The organism is Streptomyces sp. GSL17-111 (assembly GCF_037911585.1).
In the GTDB taxonomy this organism is placed as follows: Bacteria; Actinomycetota; Actinomycetes; order Streptomycetales; family Streptomycetaceae; genus Streptomyces.
The window spans coordinates 2,009,933-2,033,614 of the sequence record NZ_JBAJNS010000001.1; the positions used below are offsets into that span (position 1 = coordinate 2,009,933).

Sequence of the window (23,682 nt, forward strand, 5' to 3'; positions counted from 1 at the left end):
GAGGACCCTGAGCGGCGTAAACGTTAGATGATCGATGGCCCCAGCTGCGTTGGTCATGACAACGGATGCATAACGTCTGCGCAGGTCATCGAGGTGTCGCCGCGCCGGAGGCGGGCCGGGTCGTGCCCCCAACCGCCGCGTGTGACCGCCGGGTTGTCTGCGACTGACGGTCGCCACACCTGCGGTCCGTGGGCCGCAGGCAGTGATCAAGTTGAGATCTTGCCCTGGTTACCCTGCGTCTTCGATCGAGGAAGCCGCCGCGCGAAGGGGAGTCATGGCTGCGACGAGAACGAGGTCCCCGCGCTTGCGCGGCAGGCTGGTCATGGCCGGAGTGCTGGTGGCCGCCGGGACCGTGACCGTCAGCAGCCTGCTGATCGGGGCCACCGAACCCACGGTGCAGCCGTACGACTTCAACGGTGACGGCATCGCGGACCTGACGATCGGAGTGCCCGGCAACGTCGTCGCGGGCAAGAGGGCGGCCGGTTCGGTCGTCGTCGCGAACGGCACGTCGGGCGGTCCGTCCAGCAGTTCCGTCCGGCTCGACCAGGAGTCCCCCGGCGTCCCCGGGGCCGCCGAGCCGGACGACAGCTTCGGACAGGCGTTCACCAGCGCGGACTTCGACGCTGACGGCTACGCAGACCTCGCCGTCAGCGCCCCGATTGAGGCCATCGGGACCACCCAGGGCGCCGGATACGTCTCCGTGCACTACGGCAGTTCCGGCGGTGTCCACGCGTCGCGGAGTACGGCCTTCTCCGAGGACACCGCCGGCATGCCCGGCGCCGTGGGCTGGGACGAGTTCTTCGGCTACTCCCTCGCCTCCGGCGATCTGAACGGCGACGGCTACGACGACCTCGTCATCGGAGCTCCCCTCGACCACGTCGACGGCCACGCCAACGCGGGCTCCCTGAGGGTCGTCTTCGGCTCCGGCAGTGGCCTGGACCCCTCCTCCGCCGTGTGGATCGACCAGTCCACCCCCCACGTCCCCGGCACCCCCGAGGCCGAGGACCGCTTCGGTGAGCAACTCGCCGTCGGGGACATCGACGACGACGGCCACGCCGACCTCGTCGTCACCACCCTGGGCGAGCAGATCTCGGGCAGCTCCGACCGAGGCTCCGTCCACGTCCTGTACGGCCCGTTCGACGACGCCCCGAGTGCGGGCGGCTACATCGACTCCGCCCACATCGACGGCATCGGCGAGTTCTCCGGCAGCGCCCTCGCCCTCGGTCACTTCAACGACGACCCCTATCTCGACGTCGCGATCGGCGTCTCCGACCAGAAGGTCGGGGAGGACGGCGCCGCCGGACGCCTCGCGGTCCTCTACGCCGACGAGGACGGCCTCTCCCACGACGACGTCGAGGTCTTCGACCAGGACTCCCCCGGCATCGCCGGTGGGCCCGAACCCGAGGACTACTTCGCCTCCTCGCTGGCGGCGGGCGACTTCGACGGCGACGGTGTGGACGACCTGATCGTCGGCATGCGCAGCGAGGCCATCGGTTCGGCGACGGGTTCCGGCGCGTCGATGGTGCTCTTCGGCAACGCGACCGGGGGCATCTCGGCGAGCGGAGCCGTCTGGATCGACCAGGACACGCCCGGTGTCCCCGGCACCGTCTGGGAGGCCGACCACTTCGGCTGGACCGTCGGCGCTCTCGACACCGACGGCGACGGACGCGACGAACCCCTCATCGGCTCCCCTGGAAACGCCGCCGGGACCGTCACCGTCGTGAAGGTGCGGCCAGGCGACCTGGAGTCCGCCACCGCCCTGGCCGAAGGGGATCTCGGCTGGTCCGCCGGGTCCGACGGCGACGCGTTCGGCATCACCCTCCCCCGCTGATCCCCTCCGGCGACGTCCCGCGCCTGCGGCCGCGCCGGTCCGGACGTCGGGTCCGGACGTAGCGGGTCGCCAGGCCGGTCAGTCGGACGTCCGGGTCGGCGTCCGCCGTGCCGGTGAGGCCGACTCCGTTGGAACAGCGGAGCCGGGTGCCGACGACCGCCACGTCGGCCTCACGTCCGGTGCGGGGGGTGCGGGCGCAGGACCGCGTCCACGGCCGTGTACAGCGTCTCCCGCTCGCGTTCCGTGAGGGTGTCATCCGCCGGCATCGCCCGCTGGTACGCGAGCCCGTTGACGACGGTGGACAGGAGGCGGGCACTGCGCGGAACGTCGTCGACGGACAGCGCGCCCTCCTCGGCCAGGGTCCTCAGCCAGCCTTCGAGACGGTGCTGGGTGTCCCGCTCGACCGCCCGGTAGGACGCGCGCACCTGCTCGGTCTGCTCGGCGGTGACGAACGTCCGGACGGCGACGGCCAGGGCCTCGCGCGCCTGCGGGCCGGCGCCCACCGCCGCCAGGACCTGGCCCAGGCACCCGGCGAGGCGGTCCCGAGCGGGCAGGGACCGGTCGTCGATGGGGTCCGTGGGCGCGATCCAGTCGAAGATGCGGCGCGTCAGCTCGTCGCGCAGGTCCTGCTGGGTGGGGAAGTGGTGGCGCAGTGAGCCGATGCTCACCCCGGCCCGCGCGGCGACCGCGCGCACGCTCAGACGTGCCGTCAGGCCGTCCTCGGCGAGCATGTCCGCGGCCGCCGCCAGGATCCGTTCGCGCGTGCTGGGCGGTTTCTCGTCGTTCATGGTGGCGCCATGATCTCACTAGTACGGCGTACTAGTACACTGTGCTAGCGTGTCGGCGTGCGCACCGCCCCAGCGGTCCGGCACGCATCGGCCAACGCATCGGCCACGACGAGGAGGCACCCACGTGTTGCAGCAGTGGCGACGCCGTCGCGCCGAGGGGCGCGTCCGGCCCGGTGACGGACGGGAACTCACACGCTTCCGGTGGTGGCAGCTGCCCGGCCGCGCCCTGTTCCACCTCGACCCCGCCGACCCGCACGCCCCCCGCTACACCGTGGACGTGCGGCACTGGCACAACCAGTCCTCGGGTGAGGTGACGGCGCAGCTCTACCGCGACGGCCGCCGGCACGCGGTCGGCAGGATGCCGGTCGCCTTCCCCGTGGAGGGCGGGACGATCGAGGTGGCGATGAGCCGCTTCGGCGTCAAGCGCTGCCACTTCGTCGCCGCGGACTCCACCGAGCGTCAGCTCAGGCCCGACCCCCGCTCCGCCGAAGGCCGCCGGGCCCGTTTCGCACGTCACCACCCCGTCGCGAGCCGGGCCGTCAAGGCCCTGTCGGTCGCGGCGCTGCTGATCGGCACCGTCCTGCTGGCCCAGGAGATCCTCGTGCCGCTCGCCGCCCTGCCCCCCGTCGCCGAGCGCTTCGGGCCGGTCGAACCGCTGATCAGCCTCCCCACGTGGCTGAACGTCGCCCTCGGGATCACGGCCGTGCTCGCCGGCATGGAGCGCGCCCTGCGTCTGCGTCACCACTGGCTCCTCGACGCGGCGGGAAGCTGACCGGCCGACCGACCGACCGACCAACTGACTGACCGACCACAGCCGGAACGAGGACCCCGTATGCACCGCACAGCCCTGTCCCTCACCCTCGCCGTCACCGCCGTCGCGGCGGTCCTCACACCGGGCGGGGCGTCGGCCGCGACGACGGGTGCGGCGGACCCGCCCGGCGCCCTGCGGTGGGGGCCCTGTGCGGAGCAACCCCGCACGACGAGCCGGCTGGAGTGCGCGACGCTCAAGGTCCCGCTCGACTACCGCCGCCCCCACGGCCGCCAGATCGACATCGCCGTCTCGCGGTTGCCGAGTGAGAACCCGGCGAAACGGCGCGGGGTGCTGCTGACCAACCCGGGCGGACCGGGCGGAACGGGGCTCGGGTACCCGGTCGTGCTCGCGGCCTCCGGTCTGCCGAAGAGTGTGCTGGACGCGTACGACGTCGTCGGTTTCGACCCCCGAGGCGTGGGCCGCAGCACTCCGGTGACGTGCGACCTGACGCCGTCCCAGCAGCAGCGCGGCAACTTCCCGCCGTACGTCCACTCCCCCGCGGACTTCTCCGAGGGGGCGGACCAGGCCCGTGCCATCGCCAGGCGGTGCGCCACGTCCAGCAGCGCCTGGATGCTCCCCCACACCACGACCGCCAACACCGCCCGCGACATGGACCGGATCCGGGCGGCCCTGGGCGAGCGGCGGATCTCCTACCTCGGTGCCTCCTACGGCACCCACCTCGGCGCGGTCTACGCCACGCTGTTCCCCCGGCGCGGGGACCGGATCGTGCTCGACAGCAACCTCGGTCCGGGCGGCTACGACCGCAGGGCGTTCCGGCTGCTCGCGCGCGGCATGCACGACCGCTTCCCGGACTTCGCCGCCTACGTGGCCGAGCACCCGGAGTACGGGCTCGGCCGCACCCCGGCCCAGGTGACGGCCACCTACCACCGGCTCGCCGCCCGTCTGACGGATCGGCCGGTCGGCGGCGTGGACGGTACGGCCTTCCGCGGGCTGACCTTCGACCGCCTCTACAGCGACGCGTCCCTGCCCGCGCTGGCGGAGATGTGGCAGTCCCTCGACCGGGGCGAGCCGGTCGACATCGACCTACCGCCGGGCGACCTGGAGAACCTGCTGGCCGTCCGCCACCACGTGCTCTGCGCGGACTCCGCCTGGCCCCGGGAACTGGGCGCCTACCGGCTCGGCGCCCTGGTGGACCGGCTGCGGTACCCGATGCTGGGCGGGTCCACGGGCAGCGTCACGCCGTGTGCGTTCTGGCCGCGTGAGGGCATCGAGAAGCCGGTGCGGATCGGCGACGAGGGACCGTCGAACGTGCTGATGGTCCAGAACGAACGGGACCCGGGCACCCCGCTGGCCGGCGCTCTGCGGCTGCGGCACACGCTCGGGGAGCGGGCCAGGATCGTGATCGCCGATCAGGGCGGCCACGGGGTCTACCCGTTCAGCGGCAACACCTGCGTGAAGGACGCCGCCACCACCTTCCTGGCCACGGGCCGGCGCCCGGCCGAGGACCGCACCTGCCCGGCGGAGCCGACGACGTGACGGGGGACGGTCGCCTTGGTGCGGACCAGCGCGTACCGATGTGTGAAGGGGCTGTGGGGGGCTTATGTGTGGCGTCATCGCGCCATTGACGTGATCGCGCCGCCGAGGTCACGATCCGAGCATGCTTGAGGCACTCGATCTGGACGCGGTGCAGCAGCGGGTGTACGAGGCGCTGGTGGACGGCGCGGTCACCGTGCCGGAACTCCAAGGCGGCCTCGGGCTGTCCGTCCCCCGGCTGCGGGCCACACTGCGGGCGCTGGAGGGGCTGGGGCTGATCGAGCGCGTCGTCGGCGGGCGGCGGGAGCCGGACCGGTTCCTGCCGGTCGAACCGGACGTGGCGTTCTCCGCGCTGCTGACCGCGCGCGAGGAGGAGTTGCAGCGGGCGCGCCGCCACGTGCACCACCTGGCGGCCCGGTTCCGGACGACCGCGGACGTGCGCGACCCGCTGGACGTGGTGGAGGTCGTCGTCGGCCGGGCGGCCGTCATCCAGCAGGTGGACCAGCTCCAACGCACCGCGCGGCGGCTGATCCGGGGCATCGACCGGCCGCCGTACGTCAACAGCGACCCCGACCGACACGACCCGCGCACCGGCATGATGCCGCTCCAGGGCGAGACGATGCGGCGCGGCGTCGCCTACCGGGTGCTGTACGACGCGGAGGGGCTGGCGACGTTCCACAGCACCCACAGCGACATCCTGGCGTGCGCGGACCTCGGCGAGGAGGCCCGCGTCCTGCCGCACGCCCCGACGAAGTTGCTGCTCGCGGACGAGCAGACGGGCGTGCTGCCGCTGCGCACGTCCCCGTACGAGGTGGCGAGCTGCATCGTCGTGCACGCGTCGGGGCTGCTGGAGGCGCTGTGCGCGTTCTTCGAGGTGCTGTGGGAGCGGGCGTTGCCGCTCTCGGACTTCCTGTCGGACGCCCGGCACCCGGCCGCCGACGGGCTGCCCCCGGACGACGCGCGCCTGCTGGCGCTGCTGGCGACGGGTCTGACGGATCAGGTCATGGCCCGTCAGCTGGGCATCAGTCACCGCACGTTCCAGCGCCGGCTGAGCGGCGTCATGGAACGGCTGGGCGCCTCGACGCGCTTCCAGCTCGGCATGATGGCCGCGCGACTGGACATCGGACGTCCGGGTGTCCAATCGGGCCCCGACCGAGTCGGGCCGTAATGCCGCCATGCACCTCAAATATCCGTTATCCGAAGCCCCTTGTTGGCTGTCGTGTACATGAGCTTGTCTGCTGTCAGCGCCCCCACGGCGCTCGCGCCCCCCACGGCGCTCCCCCCACACAGCAGTAAAGGACGTTCACATGGCAGTGACGCGGAAGAAGCTCACCGTCGGCCTCTCGGCGGCCGTGGCCGCAGCGGCCATCGGTACCGGACTGGCCTTCCCGGCGGGCGCGGCCCCGGCCGAGGCGACGGTCGTCGGGGCCGGTTCGGCCTCGGCGGTCGAGGGCAGCTACATCGTCACGATGAAGGAGTCGGCCGTCTCGGTCTCCTCCGGCGAGAGCGAGGCCGGCGAGGACGTGATCACCGAGCACGGCGGCACGGTCGAGGACACCTTCGACGCCGCCCTCAACGGCTACGCCGCCGGTTCCCTCACCGAGCGCGAGGCGCGCCGCCTCGCCGCCGACCCGGCCGTCGAGAAGGTGTACGTCAACCAGCGGCACACGGTCTCCGCCGAGCAGACCGACCCGCCGAACTGGGGCCTGGACCGCATCGACCAGCAGGCCCTCCCGCTCGACCGGACGTACACCCACCCCGACGACGGGGGCGAGGGCGTCACCGCGTACGTCATCGACACCGGGGTGATGGTGGAGCACGAGGACTTCGGTGGCCGGGCGAGCAACGGCTTCGACGCGGTCGAGAACGACGACGTCGCGCAGGACGGCAACGGGCACGGCACGCACGTCGCGGGCACCATCGCGGGCACCGAGCACGGCGTCGCGAAGAACGCCGAGGTCGTCGGCGTCCGGGTGCTGGACGACAACGGCTCGGGGACGACCGCGCAGGTCGTCGCGGGCATCGAGTGGGTGGCCGAGAACGCCTCCGGGCCCTCGGTCGCCAACATGTCGCTGGGCGGCCCGCAGGACCCGGCGCTGGACGAGGCGGTGAGCCGCGCGATAGGCGCGGGCGTGACGTTCGTCGTCGCGGCGGGCAACGAGAGCCAGGACGCGAACAACGTCTCCCCGGCGCGCGTCCCGGAGGCCATCACCGTCGGCGCGACGGACGACGGGGACGGGCAGGCGAGCTTCTCCAACTACGGCTCGGCGCTGGACCTCTACGCCCCCGGCGTGGACATCACGGCCGCCTGGAACGACGGCGCGACGCGGACGATCTCCGGCACCTCGATGGCCAGCCCGCACGCGGCCGGTGTCGCCGCGCTGTACCTGGCGGGCAACGCCTCGGCCTCCCCGGCGGACGTCTCCCGCGCGCTGACGGACGCGGCGGCGCGCGACGTCGTCGGCAACCCCGGCCCCGGCTCCCCGAACCTGCTGCTGAACCTGGTCAAGTGACCCCCTGAGCCCCGACGGGCCGGGCCCGGCGCACGACGCCCCGGGCCCGGCCCGTCGTGCGCGCGGCGGGCATGCCGAAGACGGTCAACACTGGTACGATAACTGGTACCACGAAAGGGGCGACCCATGTCCATCACGGCCAGCGAGGCCCGGAAGAACCTGTTCCCCCTGATTCAGCAGGTCAACGACGACCGTACGCCCGTCCACATCACCTCGCGCAGCGGCAACGCGGTCCTGATCTCAGAGGAGGACTTCTCCTCCTGGCAGGAAACGATCTACCTCATGCGCTCACCGGCGAATGCCCGACGCCTGGCCGAGTCCATCGCCGAGGCGGAGGCGGGCCGCGTCTCGCCGCGTGAGTTGATCGACGTCGAAGAGGCCGAGTGAAGACTGTCTTCACGGATCAGGGGTGGGACGACTACACCCACTGGGCCGAATCCGATCGGCGCATGGTCAGACGTATCAATCGGCTCATCGAGGAGTGCAAGCGCGACCCCTTCACCGGAATCGGCAAGCCCGAGCCGCTGAAGGGAGATCTGAGCGGCTACTGGTCTCGGCGGATCGACGCGGAACACCGCCTCGTGTATCGCGTCAAAGGGGACGAACTCCTCGTCGTCCAGGCGCGGTACCACTACTGACGGAGGACGCAGTCGCCGCAGGTGGCGGCGCCGGGGACGCGGTAGTAGAGGCAGCAGTTGCGGCGGGCGTAGACGGGGTCGCCGGTGGCGTCGACGTGGAGGCGTCCGGCGTCCCGCAGCGGCTCGCGGGCGAGCAGCGCCCGGGTGAGGGGAAGGGCGCGGCGGGCGGTGGGCGCGGCGTCGAGGAGGACGCGCAGGGCTCCGGCGAGGGCGGAGGCGGCGTTGCCGCGCAGGGTGTGCGGGGAGACGCCGGTGCTGCGGCGGACGGCGTCGCCGAGGGGCGTGAGGTGGTCCGTCATGACGGTCGTGTAGGCGGCGGAGGCGGGGTCGGGGCCGTCCGCGTCGCGGGGGTCGGGGAGCCACCACCGCGTGCCGGCCGGGTCGGGGCGCAGCCACAGGCGGCCGAGGTCGGGGACGCGGCCGTGCAGGGCGGCGGAGGCGAGCGCCAGGGACCACAGCCGGGCGGCGACGCCGAGGTGGACGGTGGACGCGGCCACCCGCGCGTCACGGGTGCCGAGGCGCGCGCCGACGAAGGCGGTGTAGGTGTCGAGCGCGCGGCCCGGCGCGTGCAGGTCGGCGAGGCGGAGGAAGCCGGGGGACGGCTGCGCGGGGCCGGTGTGGACGGTGAAGAAGGGGCCGACGCGGGCGACGTGGGCGAGGTAGTCCGCCGTCGTGGTCATGCGGGCGCGTCCCCGGGCAGTTCGTCGAGGACCTCCGACAGCCACTCGATCCAGAAGTGCTCCAGGCGGATGCCTCCCCTGAGGACGACGTGCCGGAGCCGGTCCGGTTCGGAGTCGCGGCCGGGCGGGAAGTCACGCCGTTCGATGTCCAGGTACTCGGCGAGCCGTTGCCGGTGCAGCTCCAGGTGGCGACGGAGTTCCGGCGCCAGCCCGGCGCTGCCGACGACCGCCGCCGCGCGCACGCGCAGCGGCAGCGGGTCGCGTCCCGCCTTCGGTTCCTCGACGCGCGCCACCCAGGCCGTCAGCTCCTCCCGCCCGGCGGGCAGCACCTCGTACTCCTTGCGCTGCCCGCGCGTGGGAGCGTCCGTGGGAAGGACGCGGATGAGCCCGCCCTGCTCCAGCTTGCCCAGCTCGCGGTAGATCTGCTGGTGCGTGGCCGTCCAGAAGTAGCCGATGGACCGGTCGAAGCGCCGCGTCAGCTCCAGGCCCGAGGAGGGCTTCTCCAGCAGGGCGGTGAGGATGGCGTGCGGCAGGGACATGTCCGCATCCTAGGCACGCCGGGCGGCGGCGGTCAGAGGGCCGCCGCCAGCTCGGTCCCCTGCCGGATGGCGCGCTTGGCGTCCAGCTCGGCGGCGACGTCCGCGCCGCCGATGAGGTGGACGGTGTGCCCGGCGGCGCGCAGCTCCTCGTGCAGGTCGCGCCGGGGGTCCTGGCCCGTGCACAGGACGACGGTGTCGACGGGCAGGACGCGGGCGTCGCCGTCGACGGTGAGGTGGAGGCCGTCGTCGTCGATGCGGTCGTAGGTGGCTCCGGCGACCATGGTGACGCCGCGGTGCTTCAGCTCGGTGCGGTGGATCCAGCCGGTCGTCTTGCCGAGTCCGGCGCCGACCTTGGTGGTCTTGCGCTGGAGCAGGTGGACCGTGCGCGGCGGCTTGGGACGCTCGGGCTCGCGCAGTCCGCCACGGTCGCGGTACTCGGTGTCGACGCCCCACTGGCGGAAGTAGGTCTCCGGGTCGAGGCTGGCGGCGTCGCCGCCGTCGGTCAGGTACTCGGCGACGTCGAAGCCGATACCGCCGGCGCCGACGATCGCGACGCGTTCGCCGACGGGCGCGCCGTCGCGGAGCACGTCGAGGTAGCTGACGACGCTGGGGTGGTCGACGCCGGGGATGTCGGGGGTACGCGGGGTGACGCCGGTGGCTACGACGACCTCGTCGAAGGCGTCGGCGTCGGCCGTGGTGAAGGTGGTGCCGAGCCGGACGTCGACGCCGCGCAGGTCGAGCTGGGTGCGGTAGTAGCGCAGCGTCTCGTCGAACTCCTCCTTGCCCGGGATGCGCCGGGCGATGTCGAGCTGTCCGCCGATGTGGTCGGCGGCCTCGAAGAGGGTGACGGCGTGGCCGCGTTCGGCGGCGGAGACGGCGCAGGCCAGTCCGGCAGGGCCGGCGCCGACGACGGCGACGTTCTTGCGGCGCCGGGTGGGGGTGAGGACGAGTTCGGTCTCGTGGCAGGCGCGGGGGTTCACCAGGCAGGAGGTGATCTTGAGGTTGAACACGTGGTCCAGGCAGGCCTGGTTGCAGCCGATGCAGGTGTTGATGGTCTCGGCCCGGTCCTCGGCGGCCTTGGCGACGAACTCCGGGTCGGCGAGGAAGGGACGGGCCATGGAGACCATGTCCGCGTAACCGTCGGCGAGCAACTGCTCGGCCTTCTCCGGGGTGTTGATGCGGTTCGTCGTCACCAGCGGCACGGAGACCGTGCCCATCAGCCTCTTGGTGACCCAGCTGTAGGCGCCGCGCGGGACGGAGGTGACGATGGTGGGGATGCGGGCCTCGTGCCAGCCGATGCCGGTGTTGATGATGGTGGCCCCGGCCTCCTCGACGGCGCGGGCCAGCGTCACGACCTCCTCCAGCGTGGAGCCGCCGGGCACGAGGTCGAGCATGGAGAGCCGGTAGACGAGGATGAAGTCCGGGCCGACGCGTTCGCGGACGCGCCGGACGATCTCCACGGGGAAGCGCATGCGGTTCTCGTAGGAGCCGCCCCAGCGGTCGGTGCGCCGGTTGGTCGCCGAGACGATGAACTCGTTGATGAGGTAGCCCTCGGAGCCCATGATCTCGACGCCGTCGTAGCCCGCGCCCCGGGCGAGCTCGGCGGCGCGCGCGAAGTCGTCGATCGTCTGCTCGATCTCGGCGTCGGTCAGGGCGTGCGGGACGTGGGCGCTGATCGGGGCCTGGAGCGCGCTGGGGGCGACGAGGTCGGGGTGGTGGGCGTACCGGCCGAAGTGGAGGAGCTGGCAGGCGATGCGTCCGCCCTCGCGGTGGACGGCGTCGGTGACGACGCGGTGCTGCGCGGCCTCGGCCTCGGTGGTGAGCGCGGCGCCGCCGTCCCAGGGGCGGCCGGCGTCGTTGGGGGCGATGCCGCCGGTGACGATGAGCCCGACGCCGCCCCGGGCGCGCTCGGCGTAGAAGGCGGCCATCCGCTCGAAGCCGTTCTCGGCCTCCTCCAGGCCCACGTGCATCGAGCCCATGACGACCCGGTTGGGCAGGGTCGTGAACCCCAGGTCGAGCGGCTGCAACAGATTCGGGTACCGGCTCACGTCCACACTCCTTCGCCTCCACGGGCTGCCGGTACGAGATTATGCAACAAGGTGCACAAGGCGGAAGGTCCGCCCCGACGCGGGCCGCATGAGCTGTGCCACACCACGCGTGCTCCATCCGTTCGCGAGCCGCCGCTCCTAGCGTGGCCCCGCGGTGAAGGACGCGACGGGGAGGCGGTGGCCGCGTGGAGGTGCACCGGCGGACGATGTGGCGGAAGGCGCCCGACGGCAGCGGCTACCGCGTCCGGCGGTCGTTCCCCTCCCGGCCGCCGAACGCCACCGTCCTCCTCGCCGGGCCCAGCGCCGTCACCACCCTCGACGGTGACGGCACCGACGCCCGCCTCCTCGCCCGGCTGACGGACGGGCTGGTCGCCGCCGGGGCCCAGGTCCTCGCCTGCGACATGCCCGCCCGCGCCCCCGGCCGCCTCGTCGACGAGGACGACGAGCGGGCGCGCGTCGAGCGGCTGGAGGGGCTGCTCCGGGCCCACCGTCACGTGGCGACCGGGCCCGTCAGCCTGGTCGGCTTCTCCGTCAGCGGCCTGGCCGTGCTGCGGCTGCTGGAGTCCGGCCGCGTCCCGCGCCTGGACCGCGTCCTCCTCGTCGGCACGATGCTCGACGAGGAGGCCTTCATCGACACCCGCGTCGACTCGGTCGACCTCGTCTACGGCAGCCTCGACCTCGTCGGCTACCTCACCGACGGGCAGGCCGAGCGCCCCGGCAGCCTGCCCCCGGCCGTCCTCGGGCCCGAGATGTACGGGGAGTGGTCGGCACGGCGCGTCGTCGGACGCCACCCGCTGACCGTACGCGTGCAACTCCTCGAAGGACTCGGGCACACCCTCCAACCCCTCGTCCCCGGCCCGGTGCGCGACCCGGTGGCGGCGCTCACGGAGTGGACCGTCCGGCCCTCCGGCTGACGTCCGCCCGCCCCGCCCGCCGCGCCGCACCGCCGCACCACCCAGGAACCGAGGAGGCCCCCGTGTCCCCGCTCACCCCCGAACAGCCCGTCGTCGTCGTCGGAGCCGGACCGACCGGGCTGACCCTCGCCTGCGAACTGGCCGCCGCGGGGGTCCCCTGCACCGTCCTCGAACGACGCGCCGCCCCGGCCGACGGCCGGCGGTCCGTCGCGCTCTACAGCCGCACCATGGAGGTGCTGCACCTGCGCGGGCACGCCGAGGAGCTGGCCGCCGCCGGACGGCCCGTCCGCCGCATGGCCGTCGGCACCGCGCCGGCCCTCGACTTCGGCGTCCTCGACTCGCCCTACCCGTACGTCAACGTCGTCCCGCAGAGCACCACCGAGGAAGTGCTCGCACGCCGCGCGGCCGACCTCGGCGTCACCGTCCAGCGCGAGGCGGAGGTCACCGAGCTGCGCCAGGACGGGGACGGCGTCACCCTGCGCGTACGCGCACCGGGGCGGGAGTGGGAGGAACGGGCGGAGTACGTCGTCGGCTGCGACGGCGCGCACAGCGCCGTCCGCGAGGTGTCCGGCCTCACCCTGCGCGGTCACACCTACGCCATGGCGCCCCTGCTCGCCGACGTCCACCTGCGCAGGCCGCTGCCGCGCGAGGTGCTCGTCCTGCCGGGCCGGGGCGGCGTCGTCGTCTCCGTCCCCTACGCCGACGGCTCCTACCGGCTCGCCGTCGCCCGCCCCGACCACGGCTGGCGGCCACAGGCGGCCACGCTCGTCGAGCTCCGCGCCGCCCTCGCCGCGACGCTCGACCACGACCCCGAGCCGTACGACGCCCGGTGGCTGGCCCGGTTCAAGGTGCACCAGCGGATCGTCGACCGGTACCGCACCGGCCGCGTCCTGCTCGCCGGGGACGCCGCCCACCTGCACTCACCCCTCGGCGGCCAGGGGCTGAACCTCGGCATCCAGGACGCCGTCAACCTCGGCTGGAAGCTCGCCGCCCGGGTGCGGGGCTGGGCCCCGCCCGGCCTGCTCGACTCCTACGAGGCCGAGCGGCGTCCCCACGCCGAGGCCGTGCTGCGGGCCACCGACCGGGCGACGCGGCTGGCCACCGGCACCTCCCTCGCCGAACGCACCGCGCGCAGCGCCGCGTTGGCGGGCCTGCGGTCGTCCCGACGCCGTCACACGGCCGCGCGGCTGCTCGCCGGCCTGCACACCGACCACACCTCCCGACCCGGCCCGGGTACCCGGCTCCCCCACTGCACCCTGCCGCTGCCTGGTGCGGCGCCGGTCCGCGCCGACGAACTCATGCGCGACGGCCGGTTCCTGCTGCTCGACCTGACCGCCGACGGGGCGGCGGCCGCCGCCGCCGAGCCGTGGGGCGGCCGGGTCTGCGTCGTCCACACCGGCGGCCCGTGCGCCGAACTCCCCGGCCTCGGCGCGGCGCTGGTCCGGCCCGACGCCCACCTCGCCTGGACGTCCGCCCGCCCCGGCCCGGACGCCGTCACCGACGCCCTCCGCCACCACTGCGGCCCCACCCCACTCCCCGGCACGTCCCCCCACCCCACCTCCACCCCGGGCCGTGGCGCGGTCACCAGGTGACGGGGAGGGTGAGGAGGCCGCGGGCGCGGATGGTGGGGCGGTGGCGCAGGTCGGCGCGGGGGACGTCGAGGCGCAGGCCGGGCAGCCGTTCCAGCAGGACGGCGAGGGCGGTCTCCGTCTCCATGCGGGCCAACGGGGCGCCGAGGCAGTAGTGGACGCCGTGGCCGAGGGCGAGGTGGCCGGAGCCGCCTGAGGCTGGGTGCGGGGTGTCGGGGGCGTCGAAGCGCGCCGGGTCGCGGTTGGCGGAGGCGAGGGAGAGCAGCACCGTCTCCCCGGCGGGGACGGTGACGCCGTCGATGTCCAGGTCCTCGACGGGGAACCGCCGGATGGCCAGGGGCGCCGGGCCGTCGAAACGGGCCAGTTCGTCCACGGCCGGGGCCAGGAGGGCCGGTTCGGCGCGGAGGCGGGCCAGGACGTCGGGGTGGTCGAGGAGGGCGAGGACGGAGTTGCCGATGAGGTGGACGGTGTTCTCGTACCCGGCGAAGAGGATGAGGAAGGCGAGGGAGGTGAGTTCGTCCTCGGTGAGCCGGTCGCCGTCCTCGTCGCGGGCGGCGATCAGGTCGGAGATCAGGTCGTCGCCGGGCGTGGCGCGCTTGTCGGCGATGAGACCGGTGTAGAAGCGGAGCATCGCGCCGACGGCCTGCTTCGCGGCCTCGGGGCGGGCCGGGTCGGGGGTGATGAGGGTGTCGGTCCAGGAGCGGAAGTCGGGGCGGTCGGCGGCCGGTACGCCGAGCAGGTCGCAGATGACGGTGATGGGCAGCGGCGCGGCGTAGGCGGCGACGAGGTCGGCGCGGCCGTCCGGCTCGACGGCGTCCAGCAGCGTGTGGGCCAGGGTGCGGACGGGTGCGCGCAGCTTCTCGACGCGGCCGGGGGTGAAGGCCCGCGCCACGAGCCGCCGGACGCGGGTGTGGTCGGGCGGGTCCATGTTCAGGAGGTTGGCGTCCAGGGCGGGCGGCAGGTTGAAGCCGGTGTAGTTGCCCGGCAGGGCGTGGCGCCGGTCCAGGGCGAGGCGCGGGTCGCCCAGCGCCCGGCGGACGTCCTCGTACCGGGTGACGAGCCAGGCGGGCTTCCCGTCCGTGCCGGTGATCCGGTGCACGGGCCCGGCCGTGCGGAGTTCGGCGTAGACGGCGTAGGGGTCGTCGATCAGGGTCCGGGGATCCACGGACCGCACACTCTCCAGCATCCCCCAAGTGTCTCCGTACGCGGCGCCCGTTGACGACACGCGACACCCGGGCGCCGGGCACCCGGCACCGGCGCGCGGCGGTCAGCCGGCCCGGTGGCGGGTGTGGTGGCGGTGGGCCTTTGCGCGGTTGCCGCAGCCGGCCATCGAGCACCAGCGCCGGGTGCCGTTGCGGGAGACGTCGTAGAAGTGCAGCACGCAGGCGTCGTTCGCGCAGGCGCGGAGCCGTTCGGGATGCTCGGTGACCAGGTGCAGGTAGTTGTCCGCCGCGAGCCACGCCGGGTACCAGGACGCGTCGTCCACCTCGACGCGGCTGCGCGGCCCGTTCGGCTCCAGCGTCCGCCGGACGCGGCCGTGGGCCAGCACGGCGTTGAGGGCGTCGCGGGCCGCGTCGTCCGGGGACGGGGTGTCGATGACGGCCGCGAGGGCGGCGCGGGCGGCGCGGAGCCCATCGAGCGTGTCCGGTGTGGCCGGGACCGGCTGGCCGCCGAGCGCGCGGGAGACGGAGGGGTCGGCGAGCCATACGGCGAGCCCGTCGACCCCGGTGAGGAGGTCGTGCGGCGTCCCGCCGTCGATCCAGCGCGTGTTGAGCAGGTCGACGGCGAGGGGTTCGCCGGTCAGCGGCCGGGGGTCGGGGGTGTCGGGCATGGGGAGTCTCTTCCTCCGGTCGGGCGGGTCCACCGCCACGGTAACCGGTCATTCCGAGATCACCGGTTGACCCGCACTCTGACTAACCGTTAAAGTCATTTTCAACGGTTGCGGGATCGCCCGTGACTCCGGGTGAAGGGCGTGTGATCAACCATGAGCAGGGCCAGCAACCTCCAGACCGGCCACGTCGGACTCAACGTCACCGACATGAACCGCTCACTCGGCTTCTACCGGCAGGTCTTCGGCTTCGACGTGCTCGCCGAGGGCAAGGAGGACGGCCGCCGCTGGGCGTTCCTCGGGCGCGGCGAGCACCTGATGGTGACGCTGTGGCAGCAGAGCGAGGGCGTCTTCGCCACGGACCGCCCGGGTCTGCACCACCTGTCCTTCCAGGTGGACACGGTCGAGGAGGTCAGGGCCACCGAGCGGACGCTGCGGGAGCTGGGCGCGGCGTTCCGCTACGACGGGGTCGTGCCGCACGGCGAGAACGCCACCTCCGGCGGCATCTTCTTCACCGACCCCGACGGCACCCGGCTGGAGGTCTACGCCCCGACCGGTGCCGACCCGGCGGACGCCCCCACGGCCGGTGCCCCGACCTGCGGCTTCTTCTAGACCGTCCCGAGCGCCGGGCCGTTCGGCCCCCTCCCGAAAGGACCTCCCGTGGCCACGTACCACCGGGGTGAGGCCGCGGCGCAGCAGCGCGCCGGCCTCACCGGGCAGGCCGCCCTCTCCCTCGCGGCGATCGGCACCGAGGTGCCCCCGGTCGCCGAACGTTTCCTGGAGCAGCAGCCGATGATCGTGGTGGGCGCGGCGGACGGCGACGGCCGCCTCTGGGCGAGCCCGCTGACCGGGGCCCCGGGTTTCCTCACGGTGCCCGCCCCCGGTTCGCTCAGCGTCGACGCCCTGCCGCTCGCGGAGGACCCGCTGGCCGAGGTGCTCACGGACCCGGCGCGCAGGGGGCCGGACGCCGTACCCGTCGGCATGATCGCCCTCGAACCGGCCACGCGGCGCCGCATGCGGGTCAACGGGCGGGCCGAAGCCCGTCCCGGCGGGCTGCGCGTGGCGCTCGACCAGGTCATCGCCAACTGCCCCAAGTACCTGCAGAAGCGCACCCACCGGCTGCTCGACCCGGCCGAGCGAAAGGCGGCGGACACCGGGCGCCGCGTCACGCACGGAACGGCGCTGACGGACGCGCAGCAGCGGACGGTCAAGCTGGCCGACACGTTCTTCGTCGCCACCGCCTCCGACCGGGGGGACGCCGACGCCTCGCACCGGGGCGGCCGGCCCGGCTTCGTCCGCGTCCTCGGCCCGACCCTGCTGCGCTGGCCGGACTACGTGGGCAACGCCATGCTCCTGACGCTGGGGAACCTGGAGGTCAACCCGGCGGCCGGGCTGCTCTTCCCCGGCTGGGAGGACGGCTCCGCACTGCACCTCTCCGGCACCGCGCGCACGGTGTGGGACGCCGCCGGGTCCGCCGACGTCCCCGGGGCCCAGCGCATGGTCGAGTTCTCCGTCACGCAGGTGCGGGAGATCACCGCCGCCTCACCGCTGCGCTGGTCGGACCCCGAGTACTCGCGCTTCAACCCCCCGGCGCGCTGACGCACGTCGCCGACCCCACGCAACCACCCACCCCACCGAGGAGCCCCCATGCGGATCACCGTCGACCTGGACCGGTGCGAGAGCCACGGCCAGTGCGTGTTCGCCGCCCCCGAGATCTTCGCCTTCGACGACGACCGCATCGTCCACGACGCCGCGCCCCCCGAGTCGCTGCGCGAACGCGCCGAGACGGCCGCCGCCCTGTGCCCGCTGCGCGCCGTCACCGTGACGGACGCGGAGTGAGGCCCCACGGGAACGGCCGCCATCTGGTCGTCGTCGGGGCCTCCCTCGCCGGGTCACGGGCCGTGCGGGCGCTGCGGAGCCGGGGCTTCGGCGGGACGATCACGGTCGTCGGCGCCGAGCGACGACCGCCCTACGACCGGCCGCCGCTGTCCAAAGGGGCGCTGACGGCGGCCGTGGCGCCCGACGGCCCCCCGCCGCCGCTGCCCCTGCCCCTGCCCCTGCCCCTGCCCGAGGGACCGGACGTCCGCCTGCTCCTCGGCCGCCGGGCGACGCGCCTCGACCCGGCGGCCCGCCTGCTGCACCTGGCCGACGACGAGGCGGTCCGGTACGACGGGCTGCTCGTCGCCACCGGAGCCACCGCCCGGACGTGGCCCCCGGGCCCGGAGCCGCTGCCGCCCACCGTGCTCACCCTGCGGACGTGGGAGGACGCGCTGGCGGTGCGGGCCCGGCTGGCCCCCGGACGCCGACTCGTCGTCGTCGGCGCGGGGTTCCTGGGCGGCGAGATCGCCGCGTCGGCCCGGGCGCGCGGAGCGCACGTCACGCTGGTCGAGGCCGAGCCGCAGCCGCTGCACCGGGCGATCGGGGCCGAGGCGGGCGGCTACGTCGCCGCCCTGCACCGCAGGGCCGGGGTCGAGCTGCGGACGGGCACGGTGGTCACCGGTTTCCGCACCGGCCGCGAGGGCGCCCTCAGTGCCGTGGAACTGTCCGACGGTGCGGTGGTCCCGGCCGACACGGCGGTGCTCGCCCTCGGTGCCCGACCGGCCACCGAATGGCTCAGCGGCTCGGGCGCCGCGCTGGCGCACGGTGTGCGGTGCGACGCGTACCTGCGGGTGCTGGACGGGGACGGCCGGCCGCTGCCCGGCGTCGTCGCCGCCGGGGACGTCGCCCGCGTCCCGCATCCGCTGGCCGACGGTGAGGAGATCCAGCTCGGCCACTGGACCAACGCCGTCGAGCAGGCGCTGACCGCCGCGTACACGCTGATCCACCCCGAGGCGCCCCGACCGTTCGCCGGGGTGCCCTCCTTCTGGTCGGACCTGTACGGCACCTCGCTGCGCTCCGTTGGCCTCCCCGCCCGGGGCGAGGCACGGGTGCACGAACTCGACCTCGAAGCGGGCCGGTTGGAGGTCACCTACCACCGGGACGGGCGGCTGGTCGGGGCCCTGACCACAGGACGGCCGGGACGCCTCGCCGCCCACCGCGCCACCCTGGCCCGGCGCCTCCACACCGCCGGGGCCGGCCCGGCCCGGTAGCCCCCGCGCCCGCCGGACGGGGACGGCGCGGAGGCGGCGGGGGGACGGCGCACGTGTATTGCCGTGGGGTCGGGGCGGGGGCTAGCTTCGCCGGGTATCCCCCCACCGGTACGGAGCCATGCATGCCTGACGCGGTCCTTCGTCGTGCCGAGACGCCCGTTCTGGTGGGACGGACGGGGGAGCTGCACGCGCTGCTGGACGCCCTCACGCACCCCCCGGCCGTCGTGCTCGTCGAGGGCGAGGCGGGGATCGGCAAGACGCGACTCGTCCGGGAGGCGCTGGGGCACGTCTCGGTGCGCGGCCGCACGGTGCTGACCGGTGGGTGCCACCCGCTGCGCGAACCGTTCCCGTACGGGCCGGTGTTCGAGCTGCTGCGGCGGCTGGAGGGCAGGCTGCCGGCGGAGCTGAACCCGGTCTGCGGGGCGTTGCGGCCCTACCTGCCCGAGCTGGCCGAAGGGCTGCCGCCCGCGCCGGAGCCGCTCGCCGACCAGCGCGTCGACCAGCACCGGCTGTTCCGGGCCGTGCGGGCGCTGCTGGAGGACGTCGGCGGGGGCGTCATCGTCGTCGAGGATCTGCACTGGGCCGACGAGGGGACGCGGGACCTGGTCCGCTTCCTGGTGGACGACCCGCCCGAGGGGCTGAGCACGGTCCTGAGCTACCGGCGCGAGGAACTGCCGGGGACGGGGCTGCCGCTGGGCCGTGCCTACCGGCAGCCGCCGGGGACGACGGCGGTGCTCGTGCCACTCGGCCCGCTCGACGTCACCGGGGTACGCAGCATGACGGCGGCGCTGACCGGGACCGCCGACGTCCCGGCCGCTCTGGCCGAGGCGCTGCACGCGCACACGGCGGGCATCCCGTTCGTCCTGGAGGAGGTCGTGCGGGCGCTGCCCGAAGGCGCGGGGACGACGGGGCGGCTGGCGGAGCTGGGGGTCCCGACGCGGCTGCACGAGGCGATGGCGGACCGGATGGCGCTGCTCTCCCCGGTGGCGGCCGCCTGCGTCCGGGCGTCCGCGACGCTGCGGGTGCCCGCCGGTGAGGAGCTGATCGCGGCGGTTGCCGGGGCCGGTCCGGCCGAGGCGGGGACGGCGCTGCGGGACGCGCTGGGGGCGGGCGTCCTGCACGAACTGGGCCCGGACCGCTACGGGTTCCGGCACACGCTGGCGCAGCAGGCCGTCTACCACAGCGTGCCCGGACCGGCCCGGCGCGCCCTGCACCGGCGGGCGGTGCGCGCCCTGGAGTCGGCCGAGCCGCGCCCCCTCGTCCAACTGGCCTACCACGCACGGGAGTCCGGACAGCCCGACCTGTGGCGGCGGTACGGGGAGGCGGCGGCGGAGACCGCCCAGCGGATGGGCGACCTCGCGCTCGCGGTGGAGCTGCTGGAAGGGCTCCTCTCCGACGAGCACCTCGCCGCGCTGGAGCGGGCGCGGCTGGCCACCCGGCTCAGCCGGGTGGCGGTGAACACCGTCTCGCACCGGCGGGCCGCCGCGCTGCTGCGCCGGATCGTGCACGACGACCGGCTGCCGGACGGGCTGCGCGGCGAGATCCGGCTCAACCTGGGGCTGCTGCTGCACAACCAGGGGGGCGAGTACGAGCAGGGCCGGGCGGACACCGAGGTCGCGGTGGAGGAGCTGCGGGAGCGGCCGTCGCTCGCGGCGCGGGGCATGGCGGCCCTGGCGCTGCCCAGTTGGAGCGGGCAGCCGTACCGGGTGTACGAGCGGTGGATCGAGCGGGCCGAGGAGCTGCTCGGGGCCGACGCGGAGGGCTGGCTGCGCGCCGCCGTGCGCGGCAACCACCTGGCGCTGCGCGTCAGCCGGGGCGATCCGGCGGTGTGGCCGGAGGCGGAGGAGCTGCTGCGCAGCGCGGGGCAGGGTGACGCGCAGCAGCGCGTGCACGTGGCCCGCACCTGCGGGAACCTCGCCGACTACGCCGCCTGGCTCGGCCTGGACGGTCCGGCCCAACGCTTCCGCCGGGAGGCCGAGCGGCTGGCCACGGAGTACGGGGCCACGTTCGTGGAGGGCATCGCGGTGGGCACCGGGCTGCGGCTGGACTGGTACGGCGGGCGCTGGGAGGGGCTGACGGAACGGGCGCGGCGGGTCCTGGAGGGACACCTGGGGGTGGCGGCGGTCGCCGCCGACGCCCAGCTGGTGCTCGGGCAGCTCGCGCTGGCCCGTGGTGAGTGGGAGGAGGCGACGGCACGGCTGGACGCCGCCGGGGTCGCCGACCCGGACAACGCGCCCGCGCCCGTCCTCGCGTCGGCCTCCGGCGCCGCCGTGCGGCTGCTGGCGGCCCGGGGCGGGCTCAACGCCGCCTGCGCCACGGCGGACCGGGCGCTGGCCCGGCTGCGGCGCAAGGACATCTGGGCGTGGGGCGCGGAGTTGGTGCCGATGGCCGTGACGGCGTACGCGCGCGCCGGACGCCTGGACGAGGCGGAGTCCGTGACGTGCGAGTTCGCGGCGGGCGTCGCGGAGCGGGAGGCTCCGGCGGGGCACGCGGCGGTCCACGTGTGCCGGGGTGTGCTGGCGACGGCGGCACGGCGGCACGGGTCCGCCGCCCTGGCGTTCGAGGAGGCGCGGGCCGCCTACGCCGCGCTGCCCCGGCCCTACCCGGCCGCCCGCGCGGCCGAGGCGGCGGCCCGGGCAGCGCTGGCCCCCGGCGTCCCGGACGGCCGGGACCCGGCGGAGGCGGCGCGGCGGCTGGGCGCCGTCGCGGAGGAGTTCACCGCCCTCGGCGCGACGCGGGACGCCGCCCGCTGCCGGCGCGTGCTGCGGGGCACGGGCGTGGTCACGCCGTCGCGGCGCGGCCGACGCGGGTACGGGGACGCGCTCTCGCCGCGCGAGCGGGAGGTGGCCCGGCTGGTGGCCCTCGGCCACACCAACCGGGAGATCGCCGAGGTGCTGTTCCTCTCGCCGCGCACCATCGAGCAGCACGTCGCGAAGGTGCTGCGCAAGCTCGGCGTCGCCTCCCGCGCGGAGGTCCCGGCCGAGGACTGAGCGCGCAGCGGTCGGGCGCCTCGACGAATACGTAGGCGCTACCTACCCATGTCCGGATTGTTTGCGCACCGCGCGCGGCGGAGGGTGAGGCCCGCCCGGTCCCGGTGTCTCCGCCGGGCCCGGCCCCACCCCCATGGACAGGAGCAGTGGTATGCGCACAAGGAGAAGTCAGCTCGGCGCGCTGTGCGTCGGAGCGGCCACGGCGACGGTGATGGCGCTCGCCGGACCCGTGGCGGCGGCCCCGGCGGGCCAGGCCCCCGCCGAGGGTCCGATACGAAACGCCGAGGCGGCGGGCGTCGTCAAGGGCCAGTACATCGTGGCGCTGGAGGGTGACGCCTCCGTGCGGGCGGGTGCCCGGGCCTCGGTGAGGTCGGAGGCGACGGCGCTGGCCGAGGAACACGGCGCCACGGTCAAGCAGGTGTACTCCTCCGCCTTCCGCGGTTTCTCGATCTCCGCGACGGAGGCCGGGGCCAGGGCGCTGGCCGCCGCTCCGGGGGTGCGCTACGTGGAGGCGGACGGCGTCGCGCGCGCCGTCGGCGAGCAGCCGAACCCGCCGTCGTGGGGTCTGGACCGCATCGACGGCTCCATGGACGACTCCTACGCGTACCCCGCCACGGGCGCGGGTGTCACCGCCTACGTCATCGACAGCGGCGTGGACACGAGCCACCCGGGCTTCCAGGGGCGGGCCACCAGCGGGTACGACTTCATCGACAACGACCGCAACGCCGCCGACTGCAACGGCCACGGCACGCACGTCGCGGGCACCGTGGGCAGCCGGGACCACGGCGTCGCCAAGGACGCCGACCTCGTCGCCGTGCGGGTGCTGAACTGCCAGGGCTCGGGCCAGTGGTCGCAGATCATCGCGGGCATCGACTGGGTCGCGGACAACGCCGACGGCCCGTCCGTGGCGAACCTCTCGCTCGGCGGCGGCGCCAACTCCTCGGTGGACCAGGCCGTCCAGGGCCTCATCGACGCCGGGGTCACGACCGCCATCGCGGCGGGCAACAGCAACGCGGACGCGTGCGGCACCAGCCCGGCCCGGGTCGCGGCGGGCATCACGCTCGGCTCGACCGACCGGGGCGACGGCCGGTCCAGCTTCTCCAACTACGGCCGCTGCCTGGACCTTTTCGCACCCGGCCGGGACATCGTCTCCACTCGCAACGGGGGCGGCACCCAGTCGATGAGCGGGACGTCGATGGCGACCCCGCACACGGCCGGTGCCGCCGCCCTGTACCTGGAGGGGAACCCGGGCGCGTCTCCGCGTGAGGTGCGGGACGCGATCGTGGGTGCGGCCGAGCAGGGTGTGGTGGGCAACCCGGGTGGTGGTTCGCCGAACCTGCTGCTGGACGTGTCGGGCCTGGGCGGTGCTCCGGAGCCGGGTGAGCCCAGCGCGGAGTTCACCGCCCAGTGCTCGGAGTCCGAGCCGAGCTGTGCGTTCGACGCCTCCGGGTCCTCCGACCCGGACGGTGACATCGCCTCCTACGCGTGGGACTTCGGCGACGGGGAGTCGGGCAGCGGGGTGAACCCCTCGCACACCTACGCGGCGGCCGGGAGCTACGAGGTGACGCTGACCGTCACCGACACCGACGGCAACCGCGACACCGCCACCCGCACCGTGCGCGCCGGGCGGCCCCCGGCCGGTGAGGAGCCCACCGCCTCCTTCACCGCCTTCTGCATGCAGGACGTCTGCGACTTCGACGCCTCCGGCTCCACCGACCCCGACGGTGACATCGCCTCCTACGCCTGGGACTTCGGCGACGGCACCAGCGGCACCGGGGCCACCGTCTCCCACCGCTACCCCGCCGCCCAGCAGAACTACACCGTCCGCCTCACCGTCACCGACACCGCCGGTCAGACCGACACCGCCACCCGCACCCTCCAGTGCTGGAACTTCGGCACCAGCGCCTTCTGCTTCCCCCAGTAAGTCCGG

21 protein-coding genes are annotated in these 23,682 nt (G+C 74.6%); 15 read left to right on the forward strand and 6 right to left on the reverse strand.

The window, feature by feature from the left end:
• The first annotated feature begins 304 nt into the window (after positions 1-304).
• Complete coding sequence (locus tag V6D49_RS08605; protein ID WP_340558539.1) at positions 305-1,831, forward strand: hypothetical protein; 1,527 nt, start codon at positions 305-307, stop codon at positions 1,829-1,831.
• Positions 1,832-2,001: 170 nt separating this feature from the next.
• Here the strand turns inward: V6D49_RS08605 and V6D49_RS08610 are convergent, their stop codons facing one another.
• A complete protein-coding gene (locus tag V6D49_RS08610; protein WP_340558540.1) occupies positions 2,002-2,619 on the reverse strand; it encodes a TetR/AcrR family transcriptional regulator in 618 nt (205 codons plus the stop codon).
• A gap of 124 nt (positions 2,620-2,743) precedes the next feature.
• On the opposite strand from V6D49_RS08610, the gene V6D49_RS08615 reads away from it, so the two are divergent.
• The 6 genes from V6D49_RS08615 (at position 2,744) to V6D49_RS08640 (ending at position 8,075) form a co-directional block, all read left to right on the forward strand.
• The gene (locus V6D49_RS08615) at positions 2,744-3,391 is read left to right on the forward strand and encodes a hypothetical protein (RefSeq protein ID WP_340558541.1); all 648 of its coding nucleotides are present in this window, start codon (positions 2,744-2,746) and stop codon (positions 3,389-3,391) included.
• A 60-nt stretch (positions 3,392-3,451) separates the two neighbouring features.
• Complete coding sequence (locus V6D49_RS08620) at positions 3,452-4,927, forward strand: alpha/beta hydrolase (protein ID WP_340558542.1); 1,476 nt, start codon at positions 3,452-3,454, stop codon at positions 4,925-4,927.
• A gap of 121 nt (positions 4,928-5,048) precedes the next feature.
• Positions 5,049-6,092: an ArsR family transcriptional regulator gene (locus V6D49_RS08625; RefSeq protein ID WP_340558543.1), complete on the forward strand. Its 1,044-nt coding sequence runs from the start codon at positions 5,049-5,051 to the stop codon at positions 6,090-6,092.
• A gap of 139 nt (positions 6,093-6,231) precedes the next feature.
• Positions 6,232-7,437, forward strand: a complete 1,206-nt coding sequence (locus V6D49_RS08630; RefSeq protein WP_340558544.1) for a S8 family peptidase — start codon at positions 6,232-6,234, stop codon at positions 7,435-7,437.
• A gap of 126 nt (positions 7,438-7,563) precedes the next feature.
• On the forward strand, positions 7,564-7,824 hold the full coding sequence (locus V6D49_RS08635; protein ID WP_191210772.1) for a type II toxin-antitoxin system Phd/YefM family antitoxin: 261 nt from the start codon (positions 7,564-7,566) through the stop codon (positions 7,822-7,824).
• The gene (locus V6D49_RS08640) at positions 7,821-8,075 is read left to right on the forward strand and encodes a Txe/YoeB family addiction module toxin (protein ID WP_340558545.1); all 255 of its coding nucleotides are present in this window, start codon (positions 7,821-7,823) and stop codon (positions 8,073-8,075) included. Before V6D49_RS08635 ends, V6D49_RS08640 begins: the two co-directional genes overlap by 4 nt.
• Here V6D49_RS08640 and V6D49_RS08645 read toward each other — a convergent pair.
• From V6D49_RS08645 to V6D49_RS08655, 3 genes are read right to left on the reverse strand one after another with little or no spacing between them, the layout of a single operon-like run.
• Complete coding sequence (locus V6D49_RS08645; RefSeq protein ID WP_340558546.1) at positions 8,069-8,755, reverse strand: (2Fe-2S)-binding protein; 687 nt, start codon at positions 8,753-8,755, stop codon at positions 8,069-8,071. The two genes, V6D49_RS08640 and V6D49_RS08645, sit on opposite strands and share 7 nt — an antisense overlap.
• Complete coding sequence (locus V6D49_RS08650) at positions 8,752-9,294, reverse strand: PadR family transcriptional regulator (RefSeq protein WP_340558547.1); 543 nt, start codon at positions 9,292-9,294, stop codon at positions 8,752-8,754. Before V6D49_RS08650 ends, V6D49_RS08645 begins: the two co-directional genes overlap by 4 nt.
• A gap of 32 nt (positions 9,295-9,326) precedes the next feature.
• Positions 9,327-11,342 (reverse strand): NADPH-dependent 2,4-dienoyl-CoA reductase, encoded by a 2,016-nt coding sequence (locus tag V6D49_RS08655; RefSeq protein WP_340558548.1) that lies wholly within the window; start codon positions 11,340-11,342, stop codon positions 9,327-9,329.
• Positions 11,343-11,527: 185 nt separating this feature from the next.
• Between V6D49_RS08655 and V6D49_RS08660 the strand changes: the two genes are divergently transcribed.
• Positions 11,528-12,256 (forward strand): alpha/beta hydrolase, encoded by a 729-nt coding sequence (locus V6D49_RS08660; RefSeq protein WP_340558550.1) that lies wholly within the window; start codon positions 11,528-11,530, stop codon positions 12,254-12,256.
• A 62-nt stretch (positions 12,257-12,318) separates the two neighbouring features.
• Positions 12,319-13,848, forward strand: coding sequence for an FAD-dependent oxidoreductase (locus V6D49_RS08665; RefSeq protein WP_340558551.1), 1,530 nt, complete (start codon positions 12,319-12,321; stop codon positions 13,846-13,848).
• On the opposite strand, the gene V6D49_RS08670 is transcribed toward V6D49_RS08665, so the two are convergent.
• Positions 13,838-15,031, reverse strand: a complete 1,194-nt coding sequence (locus tag V6D49_RS08670; RefSeq protein ID WP_340558552.1) for a cytochrome P450 family protein — start codon at positions 15,029-15,031, stop codon at positions 13,838-13,840. The two genes, V6D49_RS08665 and V6D49_RS08670, sit on opposite strands and share 11 nt — an antisense overlap.
• A gap of 81 nt (positions 15,032-15,112) precedes the next feature.
• Positions 15,113-15,676 carry a CGNR zinc finger domain-containing protein gene (locus V6D49_RS08675; protein ID WP_340558554.1) on the reverse strand — a complete coding sequence of 188 codons (564 nt, stop codon included), beginning with the start codon at positions 15,674-15,676 and terminating at the stop codon, positions 15,113-15,115.
• Positions 15,677-15,829: 153 nt separating this feature from the next.
• On the opposite strand from V6D49_RS08675, the gene V6D49_RS08680 reads away from it, so the two are divergent.
• The 6 genes from V6D49_RS08680 to V6D49_RS08705 all read left to right on the forward strand — a co-directional run bounded on the left by V6D49_RS08680 (position 15,830) and on the right by V6D49_RS08705 (position 23,676).
• Positions 15,830-16,285 carry a VOC family protein gene (locus V6D49_RS08680; RefSeq protein ID WP_340558556.1) on the forward strand — a complete coding sequence of 152 codons (456 nt, stop codon included), beginning with the start codon at positions 15,830-15,832 and terminating at the stop codon, positions 16,283-16,285.
• Positions 16,286-16,333: 48 nt separating this feature from the next.
• A complete protein-coding gene (locus V6D49_RS08685) occupies positions 16,334-17,272 on the forward strand; it encodes a pyridoxamine 5'-phosphate oxidase family protein (protein ID WP_340558557.1) in 939 nt (312 codons plus the stop codon).
• Between the two features lie 48 nt (positions 17,273-17,320).
• A complete protein-coding gene (locus V6D49_RS08690; RefSeq protein WP_340558559.1) occupies positions 17,321-17,512 on the forward strand; it encodes a ferredoxin in 192 nt (63 codons plus the stop codon).
• Entirely contained in the window at positions 17,509-18,762 is a 1,254-nt protein-coding gene (locus V6D49_RS08695) for an NAD(P)/FAD-dependent oxidoreductase (protein ID WP_340558561.1), read from the forward strand. Before V6D49_RS08690 ends, V6D49_RS08695 begins: the two co-directional genes overlap by 4 nt.
• 122 nt (positions 18,763-18,884) lie before the next feature.
• A complete protein-coding gene (locus tag V6D49_RS08700; protein WP_340558563.1) occupies positions 18,885-21,752 on the forward strand; it encodes an ATP-binding protein in 2,868 nt (955 codons plus the stop codon).
• A gap of 151 nt (positions 21,753-21,903) precedes the next feature.
• A complete protein-coding gene (locus V6D49_RS08705; protein WP_340558565.1) occupies positions 21,904-23,676 on the forward strand; it encodes a S8 family serine peptidase in 1,773 nt (590 codons plus the stop codon).
• The last annotated feature ends 6 nt before the right edge of the window (positions 23,677-23,682 follow it).